Genomic DNA, 18,606 nt, shown 5'->3' on the forward strand with positions numbered 1-18,606 from the left:
CTCCTGGTTCAGGCGGCCTCGGCGCTGCTCGCGACACGCAGGCGCTGGTAGGCGGTTCGTTCCTCGTCGTCGACCGGCACGATGTAGGGCTCGATCGCCTTCTTGCGCAGCGCCATCCGGCCCTGCGGGTCGCGGCTGAGCAGCGAATGGCAGAACCAGTTCTCGTCGTCGCGCTCCGGGTGGTCGACGTAGTTGTGGTACAGGCCCCAGCGGCTCTCGGTGCGGAACATCGAGGCGTGCGCGGCCATCTCCGCGCAGTCCAGGATGGAATGCGCCTCCATCGCCCGCATCAGCTCGTGGGCATCGCCGGCCGACATCGATTCCATGTCTTCGCGGATCTCCGCGAAGCGGCGCAGGCCGATCTCGTACTTGCTGGTGATCTTCGGCGGCTGCAGGTAGTCGTTGACCAGGCGGCGTGTCTTGAACTCGATCTGGTGCGGCGTGAGCCCGCCGCTGCGCTGCAGCGGCGCCAGGATTCGGGCGCTCTCGGCGGCCTGTGCACCGGCGTCCGGCGCCGCATGGCCGACCTCGGCACAATAGGCCGCGGCGTTCTCGCCGCACAGCTTGCCGTAGACGAAGGCCCCCAGCATGTAGTTGTGCGGCACGCTGGCGCAGTCGCCGGCCGCGTAGAGGCCCTTCACCGAGGTCTCGCCGCGGGCGTTGATGTGGATGCCCGAAGCGCTGTGCCCGCTGCAGAAGCCGATCTCCGAGATGTGCATCTCGACCATCTGCTTGCGGTAGTCGTTGCCGCGCTTCTCGTGGAAGCGTCCGCGGCTCGGGCGCTCGTTGCTGTGCAGGATGGTCTCGATCTCCTGGATCGTTTCCTCGGCCAGGTGATCGAGCTTCAGGAACACCGGCCCGTTGCCGCTCAGCAGCTCGTTGTAGAACTCCTGCATCATCGCGCCGCTCCAGTAGTCGCATTCGATGAAGCGCTCGCCCTTGGAGTTGGCCGTGTAGCCGCCGAGCGGGCCGGTGACGTAGGCGCAGGCGGGCCCGTTGTAGTCCTTGATCAGCGGGTTGATCTGGAAGCATTCCAGGTTGGCCAGGTCGGCGCCGGCGTGGTAGGCCATCGCATGGCCGTCGCCGCAGTTGGTCGGGTTCTCGTAGGTCCCCATGAGGTAGCCCGATGCCGGCAGGCCGAGGCGGCCGGCGGCGCCGGTACAGATCACGGCAGCCTTGGTGCGGATCACGTAGAGCTCGGCGGTGCGACAGTCGAAGCCCATCACCGCGGCGACCTCGCCGTCGGGGCCGGTCAGCACGCGGGTGACGACGACGCGGTTGGTGATCTCCACCCGCGCGCGCTTGAGCTGCCGATAGAGGATGCGCTTCATGTGGTGGCCCTCCGGCATCGGCAGCACGTAGGCGCCCAGGTGGTGGACCTTGCGCACCGAGTAGTCGCCGGTCTCGTCCTTCTCGAACTTGACGCCCCAGCGGTCCAGCTCCTGGATCATGTCGAAGCTGCCCGCGGCGTAGGCCATCACGGCCTCCTGGTCGACGATGCCGTCGTTGGCCACGGTGATCTCCTTGACGTACTGCTCGGGCGTCGCATGCCCCGGGATGACGGCGTTGTTCAGGCCGTCCATGCCCATCGAGATCGCACCGCTGCGCTTCACGTTGGCCTTGTCGATCAGCAGCACGCGCAGCTTCGGGTTGCGCTCCTTGGCCTTCACCGCGGCCATCGGCCCGCCGGTGCCGCCGCCGATGACGACGAGGTCGAATTCCATGTCGATAGTCTTCATGCTCAGCTCCTAGGTTCGATCGATGCGCAGGCGGTACTGGAAGGCATCGCCGCGGTAGTAGAGAAACTCGAAATCGATGGGGTGCTCGTCGGCATAGGTCAGCCGCTCGATGCGCAACAGCGGCGAGGCTTCCTCGATGCGCAACTGGCGTGCCAGGAAGGCGTCGGCCGAGATCGCCTCGATCTGCACGTCGGCATGGGTGAGGTGCTGTCCGAAGTCGTTCTCGAGGATCACGAAGATGTCGCGGGTCGCCAGGTCTTCCTGCACGAGGCGTTCGCCGAGCGCCAGCGGGAAGTAGCTCTGGTCGACCGAGATCGGTTCGCGGTTCAGGTAGCGCAGCCGCTGGATCTCGTAGACCGGCTCGCCGAGGCCGACCTGAAGCCGCCGCGCCACGATCTCGCTGGCGGCCACGCGCCGCGTGCTGAGCACCTGCGAAAAGGTCTCGTAGCCCGAAGGCCCCATGGCCTCGCCGAAGCCTTGCAGGCGCGACAGGTTCTGGAACGCCTTGGGCTTGGCGACGAAGCTGCCCTTGCCGGCGACCTTGAAGATCAGGCCCTCCTTCTGCAAGTCGCCCATGGCCTGGCGGATCGTGATGCGGCTGACCGAGAAGGCTTGCATCATCTGGCTCTCGGAAGGCATCTGGGAGTGCGGCGGGTAGGTGCCGTCGAGCACGCGCCGGCGAATGATTTCGCGGATCTGCGTGTGCATCGGGACGGACGACATCGGCACGACGCGCGCGTCGGCGCTCGTGGGCTGCCGTGACTTGCGGATGGCATTCATGGGGCGAGATCAACCTGTTATGACGGGTTATGCCTAGCAGGTCGCGTGCCAGCGAGCACGGGAGCTCGGAGGGTGGGGCGCTTTCAGAGGGAAAGCGGTTCTTCAGCCCCTGTGGATTCGCAAGGACCTGGAGCGCTCGAGGACGCACCGCGCCGAGGCCGACGCACCGGTCTCGATCGAGCTGTCACTGAGGCGGTGCACGGGACCGGCAAGCGCGTTGCTGAACCGGGTGACGCCGGTCAACGCGATCTCGAAGGCTGCTGCAACTCCCGGTCCGAGCGGCGGCGAGGCCCCTGGCTGCGGGCTCGATCAGGCCGGTCTGTCAGGGCGCGGGCGCTGGCCGGGGCAGGTACTCGGCCGCGTGGTCATGCAGGCCCACCAGCCAGAAGCGCGCGTCCGTCGCATCGCCGTGATAGGCGGCAGGCAGCCATGCGCCCAAGCGGCCGTACTCGGCCTGCAACTCGTCGAGCGGCGGACATGTCAGTTCACCGGCCCGCTCCTCCAGCGCCCGTGCCAGCACCGGCCGCCAGGTCGTGGGCAGCTCGATGCTGGGCAGATAGGTTGCCGCCATCCTTGCGGCTGCGCGCGGCAGGTGCTCGGCTTCGGCGCGCAGCACACGCAGGACGGCGAATTCGTGCAGGGTGGGGGGTCTGGGCGAAGTCATGGGCGTTTTCAACGGAACCTTCGGACTGTACGCAAGGGCAGGAGGCAGATCCATCTAAACCGCTGCGAAGCCTCGGCGCAGCACTTCCGACGACAGCATCGATCGAGCGCCCGCGGGGGTTCTTGAGGAGAATGGGCGCCCTCGAACGCGAAAGGATGCGAATGTCAGCAGACGACTGGTGGCGGCACGGAATCTTCTATCAGGTTTATCCGAGGTCGTTCCAGGACAGCAACGGCGATGGCATCGGCGACCTCGACGGCATCCGCGCGCGGCTCGACCATCTGGTCGCGCTCGGCATCGACGCGGTCTGGATCTCGCCGATCTATCCCTCGCCGATGGCGGATTTCGGGTACGACGTTTCGGATTATTGCGACATCGATCCGCGCTTCGGCACGCTGGCCGGCTTCGATGCGCTGGTCGGCGCGGCCCATGCGCGGGGGCTCAAGCTCGTCCTGGACTTCGTGCCCAACCATACGTCCGACCAACACCCTTGGTTCATGCAGAGCCGCAGCGCCCGCGGAAATCCACGGCGCGACTGGTACCTGTGGCGCGACCCGGCGCCCGACGGCGGGCCGCCCAACAACTGGCAGAGCAACTTCGGCGGCCCGGCCTGGACGCTCGATGCTGCCACCGGACAGTACTACTGCCATTCCTTCCTGAAGGAACAGCCCGACCTCAACTGGCGCAATCCCGAGGTGCGCGCCGCCATGTATGAAGTGCTGCGCTTCTGGTTGCGGCGCGGCGTGGACGGATTTCGCGTCGACGTGCTCTCCGACCTCATCAAGGACGCGGAGTATCGCGACAACCCGCTCAACCCGGACTTCGTCGCTGGCCAGTTCCCGTCGCTGCGCTGGATTCCGCTCTACTCCACGGACCGGCCCGAAATGCAGCAGATCGTGGCGGAGATGCGGCGCGTGGTCGACGCCTTCAGCGATGCGACATCATCGCGCGTATTGATCGGCGAGCTCTACTTGCCGCTGTCGCGCCTGGTCGCCTTTTACGGGCTGAACGCCGAGGGCGTGCTCGAAGGCGTGCAGCTGCCCTTCAACTTCCAACTGATCGGCGCGCCGTGGCAGGCCCGGCACATCGACAGCCTGGTGCGCGACTACGAAGCCGCCTTGCCCGCCGGCGCCGCGCCGAACTGGGTATTGGGCAACCATGACAAGCCCCGCATCGCGAGCCGCGTCGGCCCGCAGATGGCGCGGCTGGCGGCCATGCTGCTGCTCACGCTGCGCGGCACTCCCACGCTCTACTACGGCGACGAGATCGGCATGACCGATGTCGCGATCCCTCCGGAGGAAGTGCAGGACCCGTTCGAGAAGAACGCGCCGGGCCAGGGCCTGGGCCGCGATCCGCGGCGCACGCCGATGCAGTGGAGCAGCGCACCGCAGGCCGGCTTCACCACCGGCACGCCGTGGCTGCGCCTGGCGGACGACTGGGCCATGCGCAACGTCGAATCGCAGGCGTGCGACCCGGCATCCATGCTGACGCTCTATCGGCAGCTCATCGCCTTGCGCCGCGCGCAGCCGGCGCTGAATCGGGGCGACTACGAGGCGCTGGAAAGCGACGAGCAGGTGCTGGCGTACGCACGCAACTTCGAGGGACAGCGGGTGGTGGTGCTGTTGAACTTCGGCGCCGGCGCAGCCGCCTTGTCGCCCGCGCTGTGGCCGGCGCACTCGATCGTGCTGGCGTCGACGGACCCCACGCGCCAGGCGCCGATCGCAGAAGGGCTGTTGCTGGCGCCGGGCGAAGGCGTCGTGGTCGGCCCCGAACTCTGAAACAGCAGACCCGCGTGCCCTTCCTGGCTCGGCAGGCGGGTGCGTGGCGTTCGGTTGCGTGAGATCGAGGACAGGGCGCTCGCGAAGGCGGGCGGCGTAGCCTTCGATGAGCGAAGGGCACGGTCGAAGAACCCAGGCGCGCGGGCGGCGCTTCGCCGGCTCCGGCGGTCGCGGCCGAGCAGCAGCAGTGCAGCATTGCATCCCTCGGGATTAGTACTAAAATATTAGTTCCTGAGAGGCAGCTGATGGCCATGCAGAAAGGCTCCGTCCCCTCGCGCCGCACGCCTCCCGATGTCCTCGCGCAAGCGACGCGATCATCGGATGCCGAGCAATGCGAACGCGCAGTGCTGGCGATCTGGAGAAGCCTGGACGAGCATGGCCTCGCCAACCAAGAGGAACGAGACGAACTGGCTTCGCTCCTCGAGCCGCTGATGGCCCTTCCCTTGGGTGGCCGTCTGCAACTGCTGATCAAGAGGCTGAGATTGCCGGACCCGCTCGATGACTCGGATCTTTATTGGCTCACGCGTCGCCTCTTGACCCTCGTCCCCGAGTTGCAGGCCATCGCGGCCGCAGGCGGAGAACCTGGCGTCAACGCGGCAGCCTCGCTCGATTGGACGAAGTTCTTCAGGAAGCTGTAGCCCCTCATGCGACCGCGGCCCTGTGCGCCGCGTCCGTGCCGGCGCCGGAAATTGGCCTCAGTTCCTTCCGCAGGATCTTTCCCACTGCCGATTTAGGCAAGGACTCGAGAAATGTGATGTGGCGGGGCACCTTGTAAGCCGCAAGCAGCTTGCGGCAATGCGCTTCCAACTCTTCCGCCCGCAGCTCCGGTGCGCGCCGCACGACGAAGAGGTGGGGTGCCTCCGACGAGCGCTCGTCAGGCACCCCGATGCACGCGCATTCCAGCACGTCCGGGTGCATGGCGACCACGCCCTCGATTTCGTTCGGATAGACATTGAAGCCGGAGACCAGGATCATGTCCTTCTTGCGGTCGACGATGTACATCAGGCCCTGCTCGTCCATGGTGACGATGTCGCCGGTGCAGAACCAGCCGTCCTGCGTAAAGGATCTGCGCGTTTCGTCCTCGCGGTTCCAGTAACCCCCGAAGACCTGAGGCCCCTTGATCAGCAACTCTCCGGGCGTGCCGAGCGGCACCGGATCGCCCGCATCGTCCACGATGCGAACGTCGGTCGAGGGCACGGGTGCGCCGATCGTGCCGTTGCGTCCGGGCGCATTGAAGGTGACGCTGGGTGATGTTTCAGTGAGCCCATAGGCTTCGGTGATGGGGGGGCCGCCGGCCGCCACCCACCTGGCGGCAACGGCCGCCTGGATCGAGGCGCCGGCGCCGATGACCACGTTGCAGCGGGAGAAATCGACGGTAGGCAGGTCGGGCAATGTCACGAGGGCATTGAACATCGTGTTGACGCCGATCAGCATGTCGAAGGGCGCTCTTCGGAGTTCGGCGCAAAGCGCCTGGGTGTCGCGCGGGTTGACGACCAAGCGGTTGTGGGCGCCACTGGCAAGGGCCGTCAATGTCATGCCGAGCGGATAGATGTGATAGAGCGGCAGCGGTGTCACGATCTCGAAGTTGTCGATGTCGAGGGCCAGCCCGAGCCATGACCGCATCTGCAGGGAGCTGGCCAGCACGCTGCGGTGCGTCAGGCAAGCGCCTTTGGACACACCCGTTGTGCCGCCGGTGTACTGCAGAAGGGCCAGGTCGGAGGGGCGCACGTGCTCGCTGGTGAAGTCGGCGTCCGGTAGCGCGGAGCTTGCGTCTCGCAAACTCACGATCCGAGGGTCATCGTTCGCAACTGCTGCATTCGCCTCGTCGGCCACTGCGAACAATGCCTGCTTCACCTCTTGCATCGGTACGGTCATGACATACCGAATCTCTGTCTGGCCGAGAACCTCGTTGACGACACCCATGAACGGCTCCGCAGCCACCAGTGCGGAGGCGCCCGAATCGGCCAGCTGGTATGCCACCTCGCGCGCCGTGTACAGCGGATTCATGGTGACCCCCACCATGCCCGCGCGCAGGATGGCCGCCAATGCCACCGGGTAGATGAGGTTGTTGGGTAGCAGGAGGGCCACCCTGTCGCCGCGCTTGAGTCCGGCTGCCTGCAGGGATCGTGCGAGCAGCGCCGACGCATGTTCGACCTGGGCGAAGCTCAGCGATTCGCCCGCGCAGGTCACCGCCGTCCTGGCGGCATGCCTTTTGAAAGCGCGCTCCAGCAAGGTGACGAGGGTTTCACTGTCGTCGAGGAAGACGTCGTGGGGAAGCCCAGGAGGGTAGGAGGCATGCCAGAGTCGGTGTTCCATGTGGTTTCCTTCGTGCATTGCTGATGGCCGGGGCTCAGGACAGCGCTTCGCGGACGAAGTCCATCCGGTCCTGGCCGAAAAACATCTGGTCGCCGACGAAAAGCGTGGGCGCGCCGAACACGCCGCGCTCGACCGCTTCTTGCGTCGTGGCCTTCAGCGCGGCCTTGGTCTCGGCGTCCTGCGTCAGGCGTTCGATCTCGGCGGGATCGAAGCCTCCTTCGGTCAGGATGCGGGCGGTGAGTTGCGCATCATTCAGGTTGAGTGCATCGATCCAGAGTGCCTTGAACACGCAGCCCAGCAACTGCTGCAGCTGCTCGGGGCGGCGCAGCTGAATTCCGGTGACCGCGCGCATGAGGAACAGCGTGATGACGGGGAAGTGCGGATTGCCCTTGAACGGGACGCCGTACCGGCGCGCGTGGCGCTCGTAGTCCATTTGCGTATAGCGCCCCTTGACGGGAATGGTGGCCGGCGAGGCGTTGCCGGTGGCCTGGTAGACGCCGCCGAGCAGCATCGGCCGATAGACGAGGTCGGCGTCATGGCTGGCGCACAAGCCGGGCAGCTGCGTCCACGCCAGGTATGACGACGGGCTTCCGACATCGAAGAAGAAATCGACCGACTTGCGCATTGAAGAACTCCTTTGAAATAACGAACGTTTGGTGAACGGAAGCTATGTGATTAACGGACCCACGTCAACGGGGTTTGACTGGGTTCCTTCATGTTTGACAAACGCACGTTTAATGACTAACGTTGGCATGACCTAACGGACGTTTATTCAAAAGGAGAACGCATGAGCAAACCAGCCAGCCACCGCGGTGTGGCTCTCGTCGTCGGCGCGGGTGACGCCACCGGCAGCGCAATCGGCGCGCGCTTCGCCCGCGAGGGCTATGTCGCGTGCCTGACGCGGCGATCGGCCGACAAACTGGAGCCCGCCGTCGAGCGCATCCGTGCGGCCGGCGGCCAGGCATTCGGCTACGGCAGCGATGCGCGCAAGGAGGACGACGTTGTCGCCCTCATCGACCAGGTCGAGAAGGAGCGCGGCCCGATCGAGGTGATGGTGTTCAACATCGGCGCCAACGTGCCCAGCAGCATCCTGGAGGAGACCGGGCGCAAGTACATGAAGATCTGGGAGATGGCCGCCTTCAGCGCATTCCTGAATGCGCGGGAGGTCGCCCGCAGGATGGTCGTGCGTGGGCGCGGCACGATTCTCTTCACCGGTGCGACGGCAGGGATTCGCGGCTCGGCAAATTTTGCGGCCTTTGCCGGGGCCAAGCATTCCCTGCGCGCCTTGGCCCAGAGCATGGCGCGCGAGCTCGGCCCGCGCGGCATCCACGTGGCCCATGTCGTGGTCGATGGCGCGATCGACACGGAGTTCATCCGCAGCAATTTCCCCGAACGCTATGCGCTCAAGGAGCAGGACGGCATCCTGAACCCGGAGCACATCGCGGAGAACTACTGGTACCTGCACACCCAGCCTCGGGACGCATGGACGTTCGAGATGGACCTTCGGCCCTACATGGAAACCTGGTGAGAGACACATGAAAACACGCATCACTGAGCTCTTCGGCATCCGCCACCCGATCATCCAGGGCGGCATGCATTACGTCGGCTTCGCCGAACTCGCCGCCGCCGTCTCCAACGCCGGCGGGCTCGGGCTCATCACAGGCCTGACGCAGAGAACCCCCGAGCTCCTGGCCAAGGAGATCAGCCGCTGCCGCGACATGACGGACCAGCCTTTCGGCGTGAACCTCACGTTCCTGCCCACCTTGTCCTCGCCGCCCTATCCTGAGTACATCGCAGCGATTGCCGAAGGCGGGGTTCGCATTGTCGAGACAGCCGGACGCAGTCCCGAGGCCTACATGCCCGCGCTCAAGAAGGCCGGCATCAAGGTGATCCACAAGTGCACCTCCGTGCGCCACGCGCTCAAGGCCGAAGCAATCGGATGCGACGCCGTGAGCGTGGACGGTTTCGAGTGCGGCGGGCACCCGGGTGAGGACGACCTGCCGAACATGATCTTGCTGCCGCGGGCCGCGGAGGAGTTGAAGATTCCGTTCGTCGCCTCCGGCGGCATGGCCGACGCGCGGAGCCTGGTGGCGGCCCTCTCGCTCGGCGCGGAGGGCATGAACATGGGCACGCGCTTCGTGGCCACCCAGGAAGCGCCGGTTCACCAGAACGTGAAGGACGCCATCGTCGCGGCCACCGAGCTCGACACGCGGCTGGTGATGCGCGGCCTGCGCAACACCGAGCGCGTGCTGACCAATTCATCTGTCGAACAACTGATCAGGATCGAGAAGGAAAAGGGCGCCGACCTCAAGTTCGACGACATCATCGAGCAAGTCGCAGGCGTCTACCCGCGCGTGATGATGGAAGGCGATATGGACGCAGGTGCCTGGAGCTGCGGCATGGTGGTCGGCCTGATCAACGACATCCCGACGGTTCAGGAGCTGATCGATCGCATCATGGAAGAGGCCGAGCAGTTGATCGTGCGGCGCCTTACGGGGTTTCTGGAGCCTGTCGCGGCCTAGCGTCGGACATCGCCGCCTCGCACTGGAAAGCGAGGCGGCGACTCATGGCCTTTCGAGATCCGACAGCGATTGCGCAGCAACTGCTTGCGCATCGCCGGTCGCATGACCGTGGAAATCGAACTCGAGATCGATGCTTCAGGGCATCTTGCGTGGCCCGAGCAACTCGAGGCAGCAGGCAAGCGCGAAGCGGCTCAGGCGATGCATGCCGCGGTCAGAAGAGATCGACGGCTGGTTCCATCAATGCCGAAGACCCGGCCCGGATCTCGCCGCAGAGCGCTGCCGTCTGCGGCAGGAGGCGCTGGAAGTAGAAGCGGGCCGTTGCGATCTTCGATGCATAGATCGGGTCGGTCGACTCGGGGTGCTTGAAGGCGACCTCGGCCATCCGCGCCCAGCTCCACGCAAGGGCCAGGTGCCCGACCAGGCGCAGATAGGGCGCGGCGGCCGCGCCTGCGGCATGCGGATCCTCTGCCGACGCGACCAGCAGCTCGCGCGTGAGCTGTCTGATGTCGGTGGCCAGATCGACGAGCGGCTTCGCGAACTCATGCATCGCATCGCGCGGGCTGCAGGTTTCGGCGAACTCGACGGCCATGTCCAGGAAGGTGTCCATCTGGCGGCCCTGATCGGCGAGCACCTTGCGCCCGAGCAGGTCCATCGCCTGCACGCCGTTCGTGCCCTCGTAGAGTCCCACGATGCGCACGTCCCGCAGGTGCTGCTCGACGCCGTTCTCACGGATGTAGCCGTGCCCTCCGAACACCTGCATGGCGAGCAGGGTGCACTCGACCGCGAGGTCGCTGGACAACGCTTTCACGAGCGGGGTCAGCAATCCGAGCAGTTCGGCCGTTGCCTTTCGTTGGGCGGGGTCGGGATGAAGCCGCTGAAGATCGCTGAGCTGCGCCGTCCACAGCGCCAATGCGCGCGCGCCCTCGATGTTCGCCTTCTGCACGAGCAGCATGCGGCGCACGTCGGCATGCCCGATGATCGGGTCGGCCGCCTCGCCCGACGATCTCACGCCGCTGGCGCGACCCTGCAGGCGCTCTTTCGCATAGGCCAAGGCCTTCTGGTAGGCCGCTTCCATCAGGCCGATGGCAATCATGCCAACGAGCACGCGCATGTGGTTCATCTGCACGAACATGCCCGCCAGTCCCTTGTTGGGCGCGCCCAGCAGCCAGCCGGTTGCACCGTCGAAGTTGATGGTGCAGGTCGAGTTGCCGTGGATGCCCAGCTTGTGCTCGATGGAGCCGCAGACCACCGCATTGCGGGCGCCGGTCGCGCCGCTTGGATCGGGCAGGAATTTGGGAACGATGAAGAGAGAGATGCCCTTCACGCCGGGCGGTGCGTCCGGCATGCGCGCCAACACCAGGTGCATGATGTTGCCGGTCAGGTCCTGCTCGCCGCCCGAGATGAAGATCTTGCTGCCGGTGATGCTGTAGCTGCCATCGGGCTGCGCCACGGCGCGCGTGCGCATGAGGCCCAGGTCGGTGCCCGCGTTGGGCTCGGTCAGGCACATGGTGCCGGCCCACTCGCCCGAGGCGATCTTCGGCAGGTAGAGCGCCTTCTGCTCGTCCGAGCCGTTGGCCGCCACGTTCACGTAGGTGGCATGCGACATGCCGGGGTAGGACGACCACGCCATGTTGGCGCCGCCCAAAACTTCATAGACCGCATTGGCCACGACCGAAGGAAAGCCCTGGCCACCGAACTCGGGGCTGCACGCCAGTCCGGCCCAGCCGTTCTTCGTGAATTCGTCGTAAGCCTTCTTGAAGCCAGGCGGCGTCCGTACCACTCCGGGAGAGGGCATGCTGCAACCGTGCTCGTCGCCCGGCGCGTTGAGCGGCGCGATCACCTCGCTGGCGAACTGGCCGGCCGCGGCGAGCACCTGGTCGATGGTCTCGGCGTCGAGTTCCGGCTGACCGCAGTCTTCCAGCATGGCCGGCACCTGGAGCAACTCGTGCAATACAAACTGGATATCGCGCAATGGGGTCTGGTATGTCATGGCGATGTTCCTTGCCTCAAGCCACTTCGAACAGGCCCGCGGCACCCATGCCGCCGCCGATGCACATCGTCACCACGACAAAACGCACGCCGCGCCGTTTGCCTTCGATCAGCGCATGCCCCACCAGCCGCGAGCCGGTCATGCCGTACGGGTGCCCGATGGTGATGCCGCCACCATTGACGTTCAGGGCTTCCGGGTCGATGCCGAGCCGGTCGCGCGAGTACAACACCTGGCAAGCAAAGGCTTCGTTCAGTTCCCAAAGGCCGATGTCGCTGACCCTGAGACCATGGGTTTTCAGCAGCTTCGGCACGGCCAGGACCGGGCCGATGCCCATTTCCTCGGGCGCGAGGCCAGCGACCGCGATACCGCGGTACGTGCCCAGCGCCTGGAGCCCGCGCCGCTCGGCCACCGCTCGCTCCACCAGCACGCAGGCCGATGCGCCATCCGAAAGCTGGCTCGAATTGCCCGCGGTAATGACGCCGCCTTCGATGACGGGCTTGAGCTTGGCAAGGCCCTCGACCGTGGTGTCCGGACGATTGCCTTCGTCGCGGTCGAGGCTGACTTCGCGGTAGCTGATCGCACCCGTCTCTTTGTCGGCCACGGCCATGCTGGCAGTGATGGGCACGATCTCGGTATCGAACAGACCGCGCTCCTGCGCCAGCGCGGTGCGGCGTTGGGCTTCGGCGGAATATTCATCCTGCGACTCGCGTGAGATGCCGTACTTCTTCGCCACGATCTCGGCCGTGTTCAGCATCGGGATGTAGGCGTGCTGCACGCGCGCGATGAGCAGCGGGTCGGCGTCCTCGCCCACCCATTTGACGAACGGGTTCTGCACCGCGGAAATGTTCTCCTGGCCGCCGCCCACGGTCACATCCATGCCGTCGACGATGATCTGCTTGGCAGCCGTCGCGATTGCCATCAGTCCCGAAGCGCATTGCCGGTCCATGGTCTGTCCCGGAACGGACTGCGGCAGACCTGCCGCGAGCGCTGCGAGACGCCCGATGTTCATGCCCGCGGTGCCGGCGGCCATCGCGGTGCCGATGACCACATCCTCCACTTCTTCGGGGTTGATGCCCGCTCGCTGGACGGCATGGTGGATCGCGTGGCCCGTCAGGGTGGGCGACTTGATGTTGTTCAATGCCCCGCGAAAGGCGCGGCCGATGCCCGTGCGCGCGGTGGAAACGATGACGGCTTCTCTCATGATCAGACTCCAAGGGGTTCGGTAAAAAGGTCTGCGTACCGGCTGGCGACGACCATGCGGTTCAGGCGCAGTGCGGGCGTGAGTTCTTCGTCGCCCTGATGCAATGAGCGCGGGATGATCCGTATGGTGCGCACGCGATGGTTCTCGGGCAGGCGGCCATTCGCGATCTCCACTTGCGCAGCGACGAGCGCGGTGATTTCGGGAAGGCCGAGCAGACTGAGGTAGTCGGTGAAGGGCAGGCGCTGCTGCTGCGCAAACTTCCTGATCCGTTCCTCGTCGAGAGAGAGAAGCGCCGCCGAACGTCCGCCTTGCGCCGGCACGACGATCGCATCGGCGATGTACGCACTGAGCCGGAACGCATCTTCCGCAATCTCCGGGCTGATGGATTCGCCGTGTGTTCCGGTCGCCCGCGCGCGCACGCGGCCGAACAGCTGCACGCGGCCGTGTTCGTCCACTCGCCCCAGGTCGCCGGTGCGCAGCCAACCGTCCGCCAGGGCCGGGACGGTGCTCAGGGTTCCGCGCACCCAGTAGCCGGGGCTTGGGATCGCACCGCGCACCAGCACTTCTCCATCGGGCGCCAGCTTCAGCTGGGTGCCTGTTTCGAACGGTGCGGATGCGGCCTCTATCGAGCGGCCGGCAGGAACAATCCTGCAGAAGCCGGCCTCGGCCATGCCGTAGCAGTCGAGCATGGGAACGCCGATGGCGTCGAACCAGTCGGCGACTTGCGCTGGGCTGGAAGCTCCACTCGCCAGCGCGAGGCGCACGTTCCGCAAACCCAAAGCCGAGCGTATGCGCTCCCGCGTCCTGCGCTGCAGCCAGCCGGGCCGGCGCGCCGCGAGGCACGAGGCATACGCAGTCCGGGCGACAGGCACGGCTTCCTGCATGAACAGCTCGGTCATTCCTTGCAATTTCTCGAAGAAGCGCGGGGCTGCGAACAGGAGGTGCGGCTCGACCTCGCCCATGTCGTTGAACACCGTGGCTGCGCTTTCCGGCAAGTGGAGCAAGGTTTCATGCATGAGCATCGCCTTCTGCGCCAGCATGCGTTCGCCGTAGTGCGCCAACGACATGATCGACAGTGCCCGATCGCCCGGACGCAGCTGCAGCCAATGGCGCATGGTGCGCACTTCGCGCAAGAAGTCATGCTGGCGCCGGGGCACCAGCCGCGCCGGTCCGGTGCTGCCCGCCGTGCCCGCCAGGAACGCAAACTGCTCGCCGGTGCCTGCGTCGATGCGGCCGTCGAACAGCGTTGGTTCCCTGGCCGCTGCTTGAGTGCCGCTCGCAAGCCATTCGTCGTACGTGCTGACCTGCGGGTCCGTGAAGCGCGCGAGTCCGCGTGCTTCCAGGACCACGATGTGACGCAGGTCGGGACAGGTGTCACGTACCGCGAGCACCTTGACCAGCTGGTCCGCGTTCTCGACGAAAACCGCCCGCGCGCCGGCTTCGGCCAGCGCATGCCCGACTTGCGCGGCGGTGCTGCAGGGATAAATGCCGTGGGAGACGTAGCCCATGGCCTGCGCCGCCACGTCGACGATCAGCCATCGGGGCCGGTTGTCCGAAAGGATCGAAACCACCTCGCCGGCCTGAAGCCCGGACTCGGCCATCGCGAGCCCGATGGCTCGAGCCTCGTTGAAATAGCCGCTCCAGGACAGGCCCTGCCAGATGCCGCGCTCCTTGTGTCGGAGCGCAGGCCGGTCGCCCCATTCGGCGCATCGGCGCCGCCACAACTGGGGCAGGGTCGCGATGCGCGCCTCGTCCGCGGCCAGGGCTGGCGACACGTGGATCACAGGGCGTTCTTGGCCGGGTCGACCACGCTCGACCGTGCGGTCCAGCGGCCCTGCACCACCTGTTCGACCCGGGTCCATTCCGGGTCGATGTGGTTGTTGGCAAAGCGCTGGGTGTCGTAAGAAGACACACCCTTGAAGGTGGACGCCTGCAGCGCCTTCACGAGCTTGTCGGTGGTCAGGTCGCGGCCCGCATTGCGCACTTCCTGCAGGAACCAGCTGGTGTAGTCGTAGAAGGCGGCGGCCACGTCGTCGGGCTCTGCCTTGAAACGCTTGCGATAGCCTTCGGCCCACGACTTCTCGGCAGCCGTGGCCTGGTCCGGCGTCGCGATGCGCCAGGTACCGACGCCATACACGCCCTCCATCGCGTCCTTGCCGAGGGCGATGGTGAGGCCGGCACGGCCCGGGCTGGCGGTCAGCACGTTGACACCGGTCAAGCCGAGCTTCTTCACTTCGGCCGCCACGGCGATGGTTTCGCGTGTGGTGGTTGCGCAGACGATGAGATCCACGCCCGCGGCCTGCATGCGTGCGACGTGCGAGGAGAAATCGAGATCGCCGACCTTGTAGCTGGCTTCGGCGGCGAGCGGCGCGCCCTTGGTCGCGAGCGCGGCCTTCACGCCCTTGCCGACCAGGTCGCCGAAGGGGCCCTCCTGGTAGATGAAGCCGACCTTCTTGCTGCCCAGGTTGCCGGTCGCCCACTTCACGGCGGCCGATGTCGTGCTGTCGTAGTTCAGGTTGGTCGTGAACAGAAGCGGCGTCTGGCCGGCCGCCTGGCGCACGAGACCGGAGGCCGCATAGGGCGCGAAACAGATCACGCCGGCGTCCACCGCCTTCTTGACCGTGGCCACGTTCGGTCCCGAGCCGAAGGGGCAGAGCAGGGCGAAGACCTCGTCCCTGCGGATCAGCTTGTCCACGGCGCGCACGGCCTGCGAGGGCTGGCTCGCGTTGTCCTCGATGACCAGCCGGAGCTTGCGGCCATTGATGCCGCCGGCCTCGTTGGCCTCGTCGATGCGCATCTGGATGCCATTGCGGATCACCGGCATGGCGATGGCCACCGGTCCGGAAAGGTCGAGATGGGTGCCCAGGACCAGTTCTTTGTCGCCCACACCCGCTGCGTGCGCGGATGTGGTCCACAGGGCGCCCGGCGCCGCGGCGGCAAGGGATGTCTTCAGGATCGTTCGACGATTGAGTGGCATGGCAGTCCTTTTCTCAGTTCCAGGAAGGGCGTCGCCGCGCCGGTCGGATCCCGCCAGCGACACCTTGCGGCAGGTGGTGCGATGCGCCACCCAGGTAAAACTCCTTGATGTCTTCGCGCTGGGAGAGGGCCTCGCAGCTCCCGGCCGCAGCCACGCGTCCCAGTTCGATGACATAGCCGTGGTCGGCGGTGGCCAGCGCGATGGCCGCGTTCTGCTCCACAACGAGTACGGCGGTTTGGGTCTGCTCGCGGATGCGCTTGATGATGGCGAAGATGTCCTTGGTGAACAGCGGCGACAAACCCAGTGACGGCTCGTCCAGCAATAGCAGGCGAGGCCGTCCCATGAGCGCGCGGCTGATCGCCAGCATCTGCTGCTCGCCGCCGGAAAGCAGGCCCGCCTGCTGCCGCTGGCGTTCGCGCAAGCGCGGGAACCAGTCGTACATCTGGTCCATGTCTCGCGCGATGTCCGCATCCCGCCTTGCGAACGCACCCATGCGCAGGTTCTCCGCAATGGTGAGGAAGGGAAATATCTGGCGGCCTTCGGGCACCAGCACCACGCCGCCGCGAGCAACGTCATCGGCGTCTTGGCCGCCGATCGGCCGGCCCTCGAATTCGACGGTTCCGTTGGAAGGTGCGAGCACGCCGGCAATGGTGTTGAGCAGCGTCGTCTTGCCGGCACCGTTGGCGCCCAGCACGGTGACGATCTGCGCGGCATGCACTTCGAGGGTCACGCCGTGCAGCGCACGCACGGGGCCATACCATGTCTCGAGATTGCGGACAGACAGCAGCGGAGTCATGAGATCAGGTCCCCAGATAAGCCGCGATCACGCGCGGGTCGGCTTGCACCTGTGCCGGCGTGCCATCGGTCAGTACCTGTCCCTGGTCCATCACCACCACGCGATTGGCCACGGCGGCAACCAGCGACATGTCGTGTTCCACCATGACCACCGTGACGCCGAGTTCGGCCTGGATGTCTTCGAGCCAGTACGCGAGGCGGCGCGTCTCCTCGGGGTTCAATCCGGAGGCGGGCTCGTCAAGAAGCAGCAGACTGGGCTGCGCTGCAAGTGCGCGGCCGAGCTCGACGACCTTGCGCACGCCGTAGGGCAGTTCCGCCACGGGCCGATGTCGGAACGGGGCGAGATCGAGCAGGCGCACGACATCTTCGACGCGCTCGCGCGAGAGGGCTTCCGCGCGCTGTACGGCCGGCAGGTTGAACATCTGAGAGAAGAAGTTGCCGTGGTTCGCGCGATGGCGGCCGAGCAGCAGGTTCTCCAGCACCGTCGCGCCTTCGAACAGTTCGATGTTCTGGAACGTGCGCGCAATGCCCTGGCGCACCACGTCGTGCCGTGCCAGTCGCGAAATGTCGTTCCCGTTGAAGCGGATGCTGCCGCTGGTGGGATCGAACACGCGCGTGATGAGGTTCAGCAGCGATGTCTTGCCCGCGCCGTTCGGACCGATCACCGCGAGAATCTCTCCCGCGCGGATCGAGAAGCTCACGTCGCGAACAGCCTTGACGCCGCCGAACGACAGGCTCAGCCGCTCCGCCTCGAAGAATGCCGCGCTCATCGGTAGCGCTCCGATTTCATGTAGACCTTGGTCGTGTGAACGCTGCTCTTGCGCACCCAAGGGAACTCGGCCAGGACCTTGCGGATGCGAACCCAGCGGGAGTTCAGTCCGCCCGGCTCGAGCAGGACGAAGAAGCTCAGCACGGCGCCGTAGACGAAAAGCTCCAGGCCGAATTGCGCGCCCAGCCTGGCGGGCAGCGCCTCTTTCAGCGATGAGATGAACGAGGGCAGGAGGCCGATCAGAATCGCGCCGAGGATGGCTCCGCGCAGGCTGCCCAGTCCGCCAATGAACACCATCAACACGAGTTGCAGCGACAGCGCCAGGCCAAACGCTTCGGGCGTGATGTGCTGCATCTGGTGGGCGAGCAATGCACCGGCGAGCCCCGAACACGCCGCTGAAACACTGAAGGCAAGCACCTTGGTGCGCGCGACGTCGATGCCCAGGCCCTGCGCCGCCGCCTCGGAGTCGCGAATGCCGATGAAGGCGCGGCCGGTGGCGGACCGCATCAGGTTGACCAACAGGATCAACACCACTGCCAGCACCACCAGACAAAGAAGGTAGAAAGCGCGTGGGCCGCCAAGGCTGAGCCCGAAAAGGGCAGGGTCCGGGACGGCCATCCCGCTGTGGCCCCCGGTGACGCTTTTCCATCGGCCGAGCACGTGTTCGCACACGATGGCAAATGCCATGGTCACCATCGCCAGATGCAGCCCTGACACGCGAATGGCCGGCATTCCCACGAGCAGCCCGCCGAGCGCAGCGCCCATGGTGGTGAGCAGCAGCGACGCCGGCAGCGGCACGCCCTGGGTCAGCAGGATGGTGTGGATGTAAGCGCCGATGGCGACGAATGCCGACTGGCCGAGCGACACCTGTCCGGTGAAACCGGTCAGTATCATGAGGCCGAGGCTCGCGACGCACATGATGAGGATGAATGTCGCCTCGCCGATGTGATAGGCCGGCAGCACCCATGGTGCGACCACCAGGGCCAATGCAAGCAGGCCGTATGCAAGCCGCTCGTGCTTGCCGCGCAGCAGGCGCCGCCCGGCGTCGAATCCGGTTTCGTAGCGTGCCATGGGA

General features: G+C 66.1%; 16 protein-coding genes and 1 pseudogene. 5 read left to right on the top strand and 12 right to left on the bottom strand.

What is annotated here, in order from left to right; all coding sequences use genetic code 11:
• Positions 1-8: 8 nt before the first annotated feature.
• The 3 genes from AC3A6Y_RS23285 to AC3A6Y_RS23295 all read right to left on the bottom strand — a co-directional run bounded on the left by AC3A6Y_RS23285 (position 9) and on the right by AC3A6Y_RS23295 (position 3,183).
• The gene (locus AC3A6Y_RS23285; protein WP_487870615.1) at positions 9-1,739 is read right to left on the bottom strand and encodes a fumarate reductase/succinate dehydrogenase flavoprotein subunit; all 1,731 of its coding nucleotides are present in this window, start codon (positions 1,737-1,739) and stop codon (positions 9-11) included.
• Between the two features lie 9 nt (positions 1,740-1,748).
• The gene (locus AC3A6Y_RS23290; RefSeq protein ID WP_487870616.1) at positions 1,749-2,519 is read right to left on the bottom strand and encodes a GntR family transcriptional regulator; all 771 of its coding nucleotides are present in this window, start codon (positions 2,517-2,519) and stop codon (positions 1,749-1,751) included.
• 322 nt (positions 2,520-2,841) lie between these two features.
• The gene (locus tag AC3A6Y_RS23295) at positions 2,842-3,183 is read right to left on the bottom strand and encodes a hypothetical protein (RefSeq protein ID WP_487870617.1); all 342 of its coding nucleotides are present in this window, start codon (positions 3,181-3,183) and stop codon (positions 2,842-2,844) included.
• A gap of 161 nt (positions 3,184-3,344) precedes the next feature.
• On the opposite strand from AC3A6Y_RS23295, the gene AC3A6Y_RS23300 reads away from it, so the two are divergent.
• Together AC3A6Y_RS23300 and AC3A6Y_RS23305 are read left to right on the top strand one after the other, a co-directional pair.
• Positions 3,345-4,961 (top strand): alpha-amylase family glycosyl hydrolase, encoded by a 1,617-nt coding sequence (locus AC3A6Y_RS23300; protein WP_487870618.1) that lies wholly within the window; start codon positions 3,345-3,347, stop codon positions 4,959-4,961.
• Between the two features lie 245 nt (positions 4,962-5,206).
• Entirely contained in the window at positions 5,207-5,599 is a 393-nt protein-coding gene (locus tag AC3A6Y_RS23305; protein ID WP_487870619.1) for a hypothetical protein, read from the top strand.
• 4 nt (positions 5,600-5,603) lie between these two features.
• Here the strand turns inward: AC3A6Y_RS23305 and AC3A6Y_RS23310 are convergent, their stop codons facing one another.
• The gene (locus AC3A6Y_RS23310) at positions 5,604-7,277 is read right to left on the bottom strand and encodes an AMP-binding protein (RefSeq protein WP_487870620.1); all 1,674 of its coding nucleotides are present in this window, start codon (positions 7,275-7,277) and stop codon (positions 5,604-5,606) included.
• Positions 7,278-7,311: 34 nt separating this feature from the next.
• A complete protein-coding gene (locus tag AC3A6Y_RS23315; protein ID WP_487870621.1) occupies positions 7,312-7,902 on the bottom strand; it encodes a 2-hydroxychromene-2-carboxylate isomerase in 591 nt (196 codons plus the stop codon).
• Positions 7,903-8,064: 162 nt separating this feature from the next.
• Between AC3A6Y_RS23315 and AC3A6Y_RS23320 the strand changes: the two genes are divergently transcribed.
• From AC3A6Y_RS23320 to AC3A6Y_RS23330, 3 genes and pseudogenes are all read left to right on the top strand, one after another.
• On the top strand, positions 8,065-8,805 hold the full coding sequence (locus tag AC3A6Y_RS23320) for an SDR family oxidoreductase (protein ID WP_487870622.1): 741 nt from the start codon (positions 8,065-8,067) through the stop codon (positions 8,803-8,805).
• Positions 8,806-8,812: 7 nt separating this feature from the next.
• On the top strand, positions 8,813-9,799 hold the full coding sequence (locus tag AC3A6Y_RS23325) for an NAD(P)H-dependent flavin oxidoreductase (protein ID WP_487870623.1): 987 nt from the start codon (positions 8,813-8,815) through the stop codon (positions 9,797-9,799).
• 84 nt (positions 9,800-9,883) lie between these two features.
• A pseudogene (locus tag AC3A6Y_RS23330) lies at positions 9,884-9,985 on the top strand (hypothetical protein); the annotation flags it as partial.
• Between the two features lie 25 nt (positions 9,986-10,010).
• On the opposite strand, the gene AC3A6Y_RS23335 reads toward AC3A6Y_RS23330, so the two are convergent.
• From AC3A6Y_RS23335 to AC3A6Y_RS23365, 7 genes are read right to left on the bottom strand one after another with little or no spacing between them, the layout of a single operon-like run.
• Complete coding sequence (locus AC3A6Y_RS23335) at positions 10,011-11,789, bottom strand: acyl-CoA dehydrogenase C-terminal domain-containing protein (RefSeq protein WP_487870624.1); 1,779 nt, start codon at positions 11,787-11,789, stop codon at positions 10,011-10,013.
• A 16-nt stretch (positions 11,790-11,805) separates the two neighbouring features.
• Positions 11,806-12,990, bottom strand: a complete 1,185-nt coding sequence (locus AC3A6Y_RS23340; protein ID WP_487870625.1) for an acetyl-CoA C-acyltransferase — start codon at positions 12,988-12,990, stop codon at positions 11,806-11,808.
• A 2-nt stretch (positions 12,991-12,992) separates the two neighbouring features.
• Positions 12,993-14,852, bottom strand: a complete 1,860-nt coding sequence (locus AC3A6Y_RS23345; protein WP_487870626.1) for an AMP-dependent synthetase/ligase — start codon at positions 14,850-14,852, stop codon at positions 12,993-12,995.
• Positions 14,771-15,967 carry an ABC transporter substrate-binding protein gene (locus AC3A6Y_RS23350; protein ID WP_487870627.1) on the bottom strand — a complete coding sequence of 399 codons (1,197 nt, stop codon included), beginning with the start codon at positions 15,965-15,967 and terminating at the stop codon, positions 14,771-14,773. Before AC3A6Y_RS23350 ends, AC3A6Y_RS23345 begins: the two co-directional genes overlap by 82 nt.
• A 13-nt stretch (positions 15,968-15,980) precedes the next feature.
• Positions 15,981-16,763, bottom strand: a complete 783-nt coding sequence (locus AC3A6Y_RS23355; protein WP_487870628.1) for an ABC transporter ATP-binding protein — start codon at positions 16,761-16,763, stop codon at positions 15,981-15,983.
• 4 nt (positions 16,764-16,767) lie between these two features.
• Complete coding sequence (locus AC3A6Y_RS23360) at positions 16,768-17,532, bottom strand: ABC transporter ATP-binding protein (protein ID WP_487870629.1); 765 nt, start codon at positions 17,530-17,532, stop codon at positions 16,768-16,770.
• Positions 17,529-18,602, bottom strand: coding sequence for a branched-chain amino acid ABC transporter permease (locus tag AC3A6Y_RS23365; protein WP_487870630.1), 1,074 nt, complete (start codon positions 18,600-18,602; stop codon positions 17,529-17,531). Before AC3A6Y_RS23365 ends, AC3A6Y_RS23360 begins: the two co-directional genes overlap by 4 nt.
• Positions 18,603-18,606: the final 4 nt, after the last annotated feature.

It is taken from the genome of Variovorax sp. Soil_C_17 (assembly GCF_057657265.1).

Excerpts from the sequence above, each read along its gene's own strand:
- AC3A6Y_RS23345 (WP_487870626.1), bottom strand. The coding sequence starts at position 14,852 with ATGGACCCGGGTCGAACAGGTGGTGCAGGGCCGCTGGACCGCACGGTC.
- AC3A6Y_RS23340 (WP_487870625.1), bottom strand. The coding sequence starts at position 12,990 with ATGAGAGAAGCCGTCATCGTTTCCACCGCGCGCACGGGCATCGGCCGC.
- AC3A6Y_RS23365 (WP_487870630.1), bottom strand. The coding sequence starts at position 18,602 with ATGGCACGCTACGAAACCGGATTCGACGCCGGGCGGCGCCTGCTGCGC.
- AC3A6Y_RS23300 (WP_487870618.1), top strand. The coding sequence starts at position 3,345 with ATGTCAGCAGACGACTGGTGGCGGCACGGAATCTTCTATCAGGTTTAT.
- AC3A6Y_RS23305 (WP_487870619.1), top strand. The coding sequence starts at position 5,207 with ATGGCCATGCAGAAAGGCTCCGTCCCCTCGCGCCGCACGCCTCCCGAT.
- AC3A6Y_RS23310 (WP_487870620.1), bottom strand. The coding sequence starts at position 7,277 with ATGGAACACCGACTCTGGCATGCCTCCTACCCTCCTGGGCTTCCCCAC.
- AC3A6Y_RS23315 (WP_487870621.1), bottom strand. The coding sequence starts at position 7,902 with ATGCGCAAGTCGGTCGATTTCTTCTTCGATGTCGGAAGCCCGTCGTCA.
- AC3A6Y_RS23285 (WP_487870615.1), bottom strand. The coding sequence starts at position 1,739 with ATGAAGACTATCGACATGGAATTCGACCTCGTCGTCATCGGCGGCGGC.
- AC3A6Y_RS23290 (WP_487870616.1), bottom strand. The coding sequence starts at position 2,519 with ATGAATGCCATCCGCAAGTCACGGCAGCCCACGAGCGCCGACGCGCGC.
- AC3A6Y_RS23325 (WP_487870623.1), top strand. The coding sequence starts at position 8,813 with ATGAAAACACGCATCACTGAGCTCTTCGGCATCCGCCACCCGATCATC.
- AC3A6Y_RS23355 (WP_487870628.1), bottom strand. The coding sequence starts at position 16,763 with ATGACTCCGCTGCTGTCTGTCCGCAATCTCGAGACATGGTATGGCCCC.
- AC3A6Y_RS23295 (WP_487870617.1), bottom strand. The coding sequence starts at position 3,183 with ATGACTTCGCCCAGACCCCCCACCCTGCACGAATTCGCCGTCCTGCGT.
- AC3A6Y_RS23335 (WP_487870624.1), bottom strand. The coding sequence starts at position 11,789 with ATGACATACCAGACCCCATTGCGCGATATCCAGTTTGTATTGCACGAG.
- AC3A6Y_RS23350 (WP_487870627.1), bottom strand. The coding sequence starts at position 15,967 with ATGCCACTCAATCGTCGAACGATCCTGAAGACATCCCTTGCCGCCGCG.
- AC3A6Y_RS23360 (WP_487870629.1), bottom strand. The coding sequence starts at position 17,532 with ATGAGCGCGGCATTCTTCGAGGCGGAGCGGCTGAGCCTGTCGTTCGGC.
- AC3A6Y_RS23320 (WP_487870622.1), top strand. The coding sequence starts at position 8,065 with ATGAGCAAACCAGCCAGCCACCGCGGTGTGGCTCTCGTCGTCGGCGCG.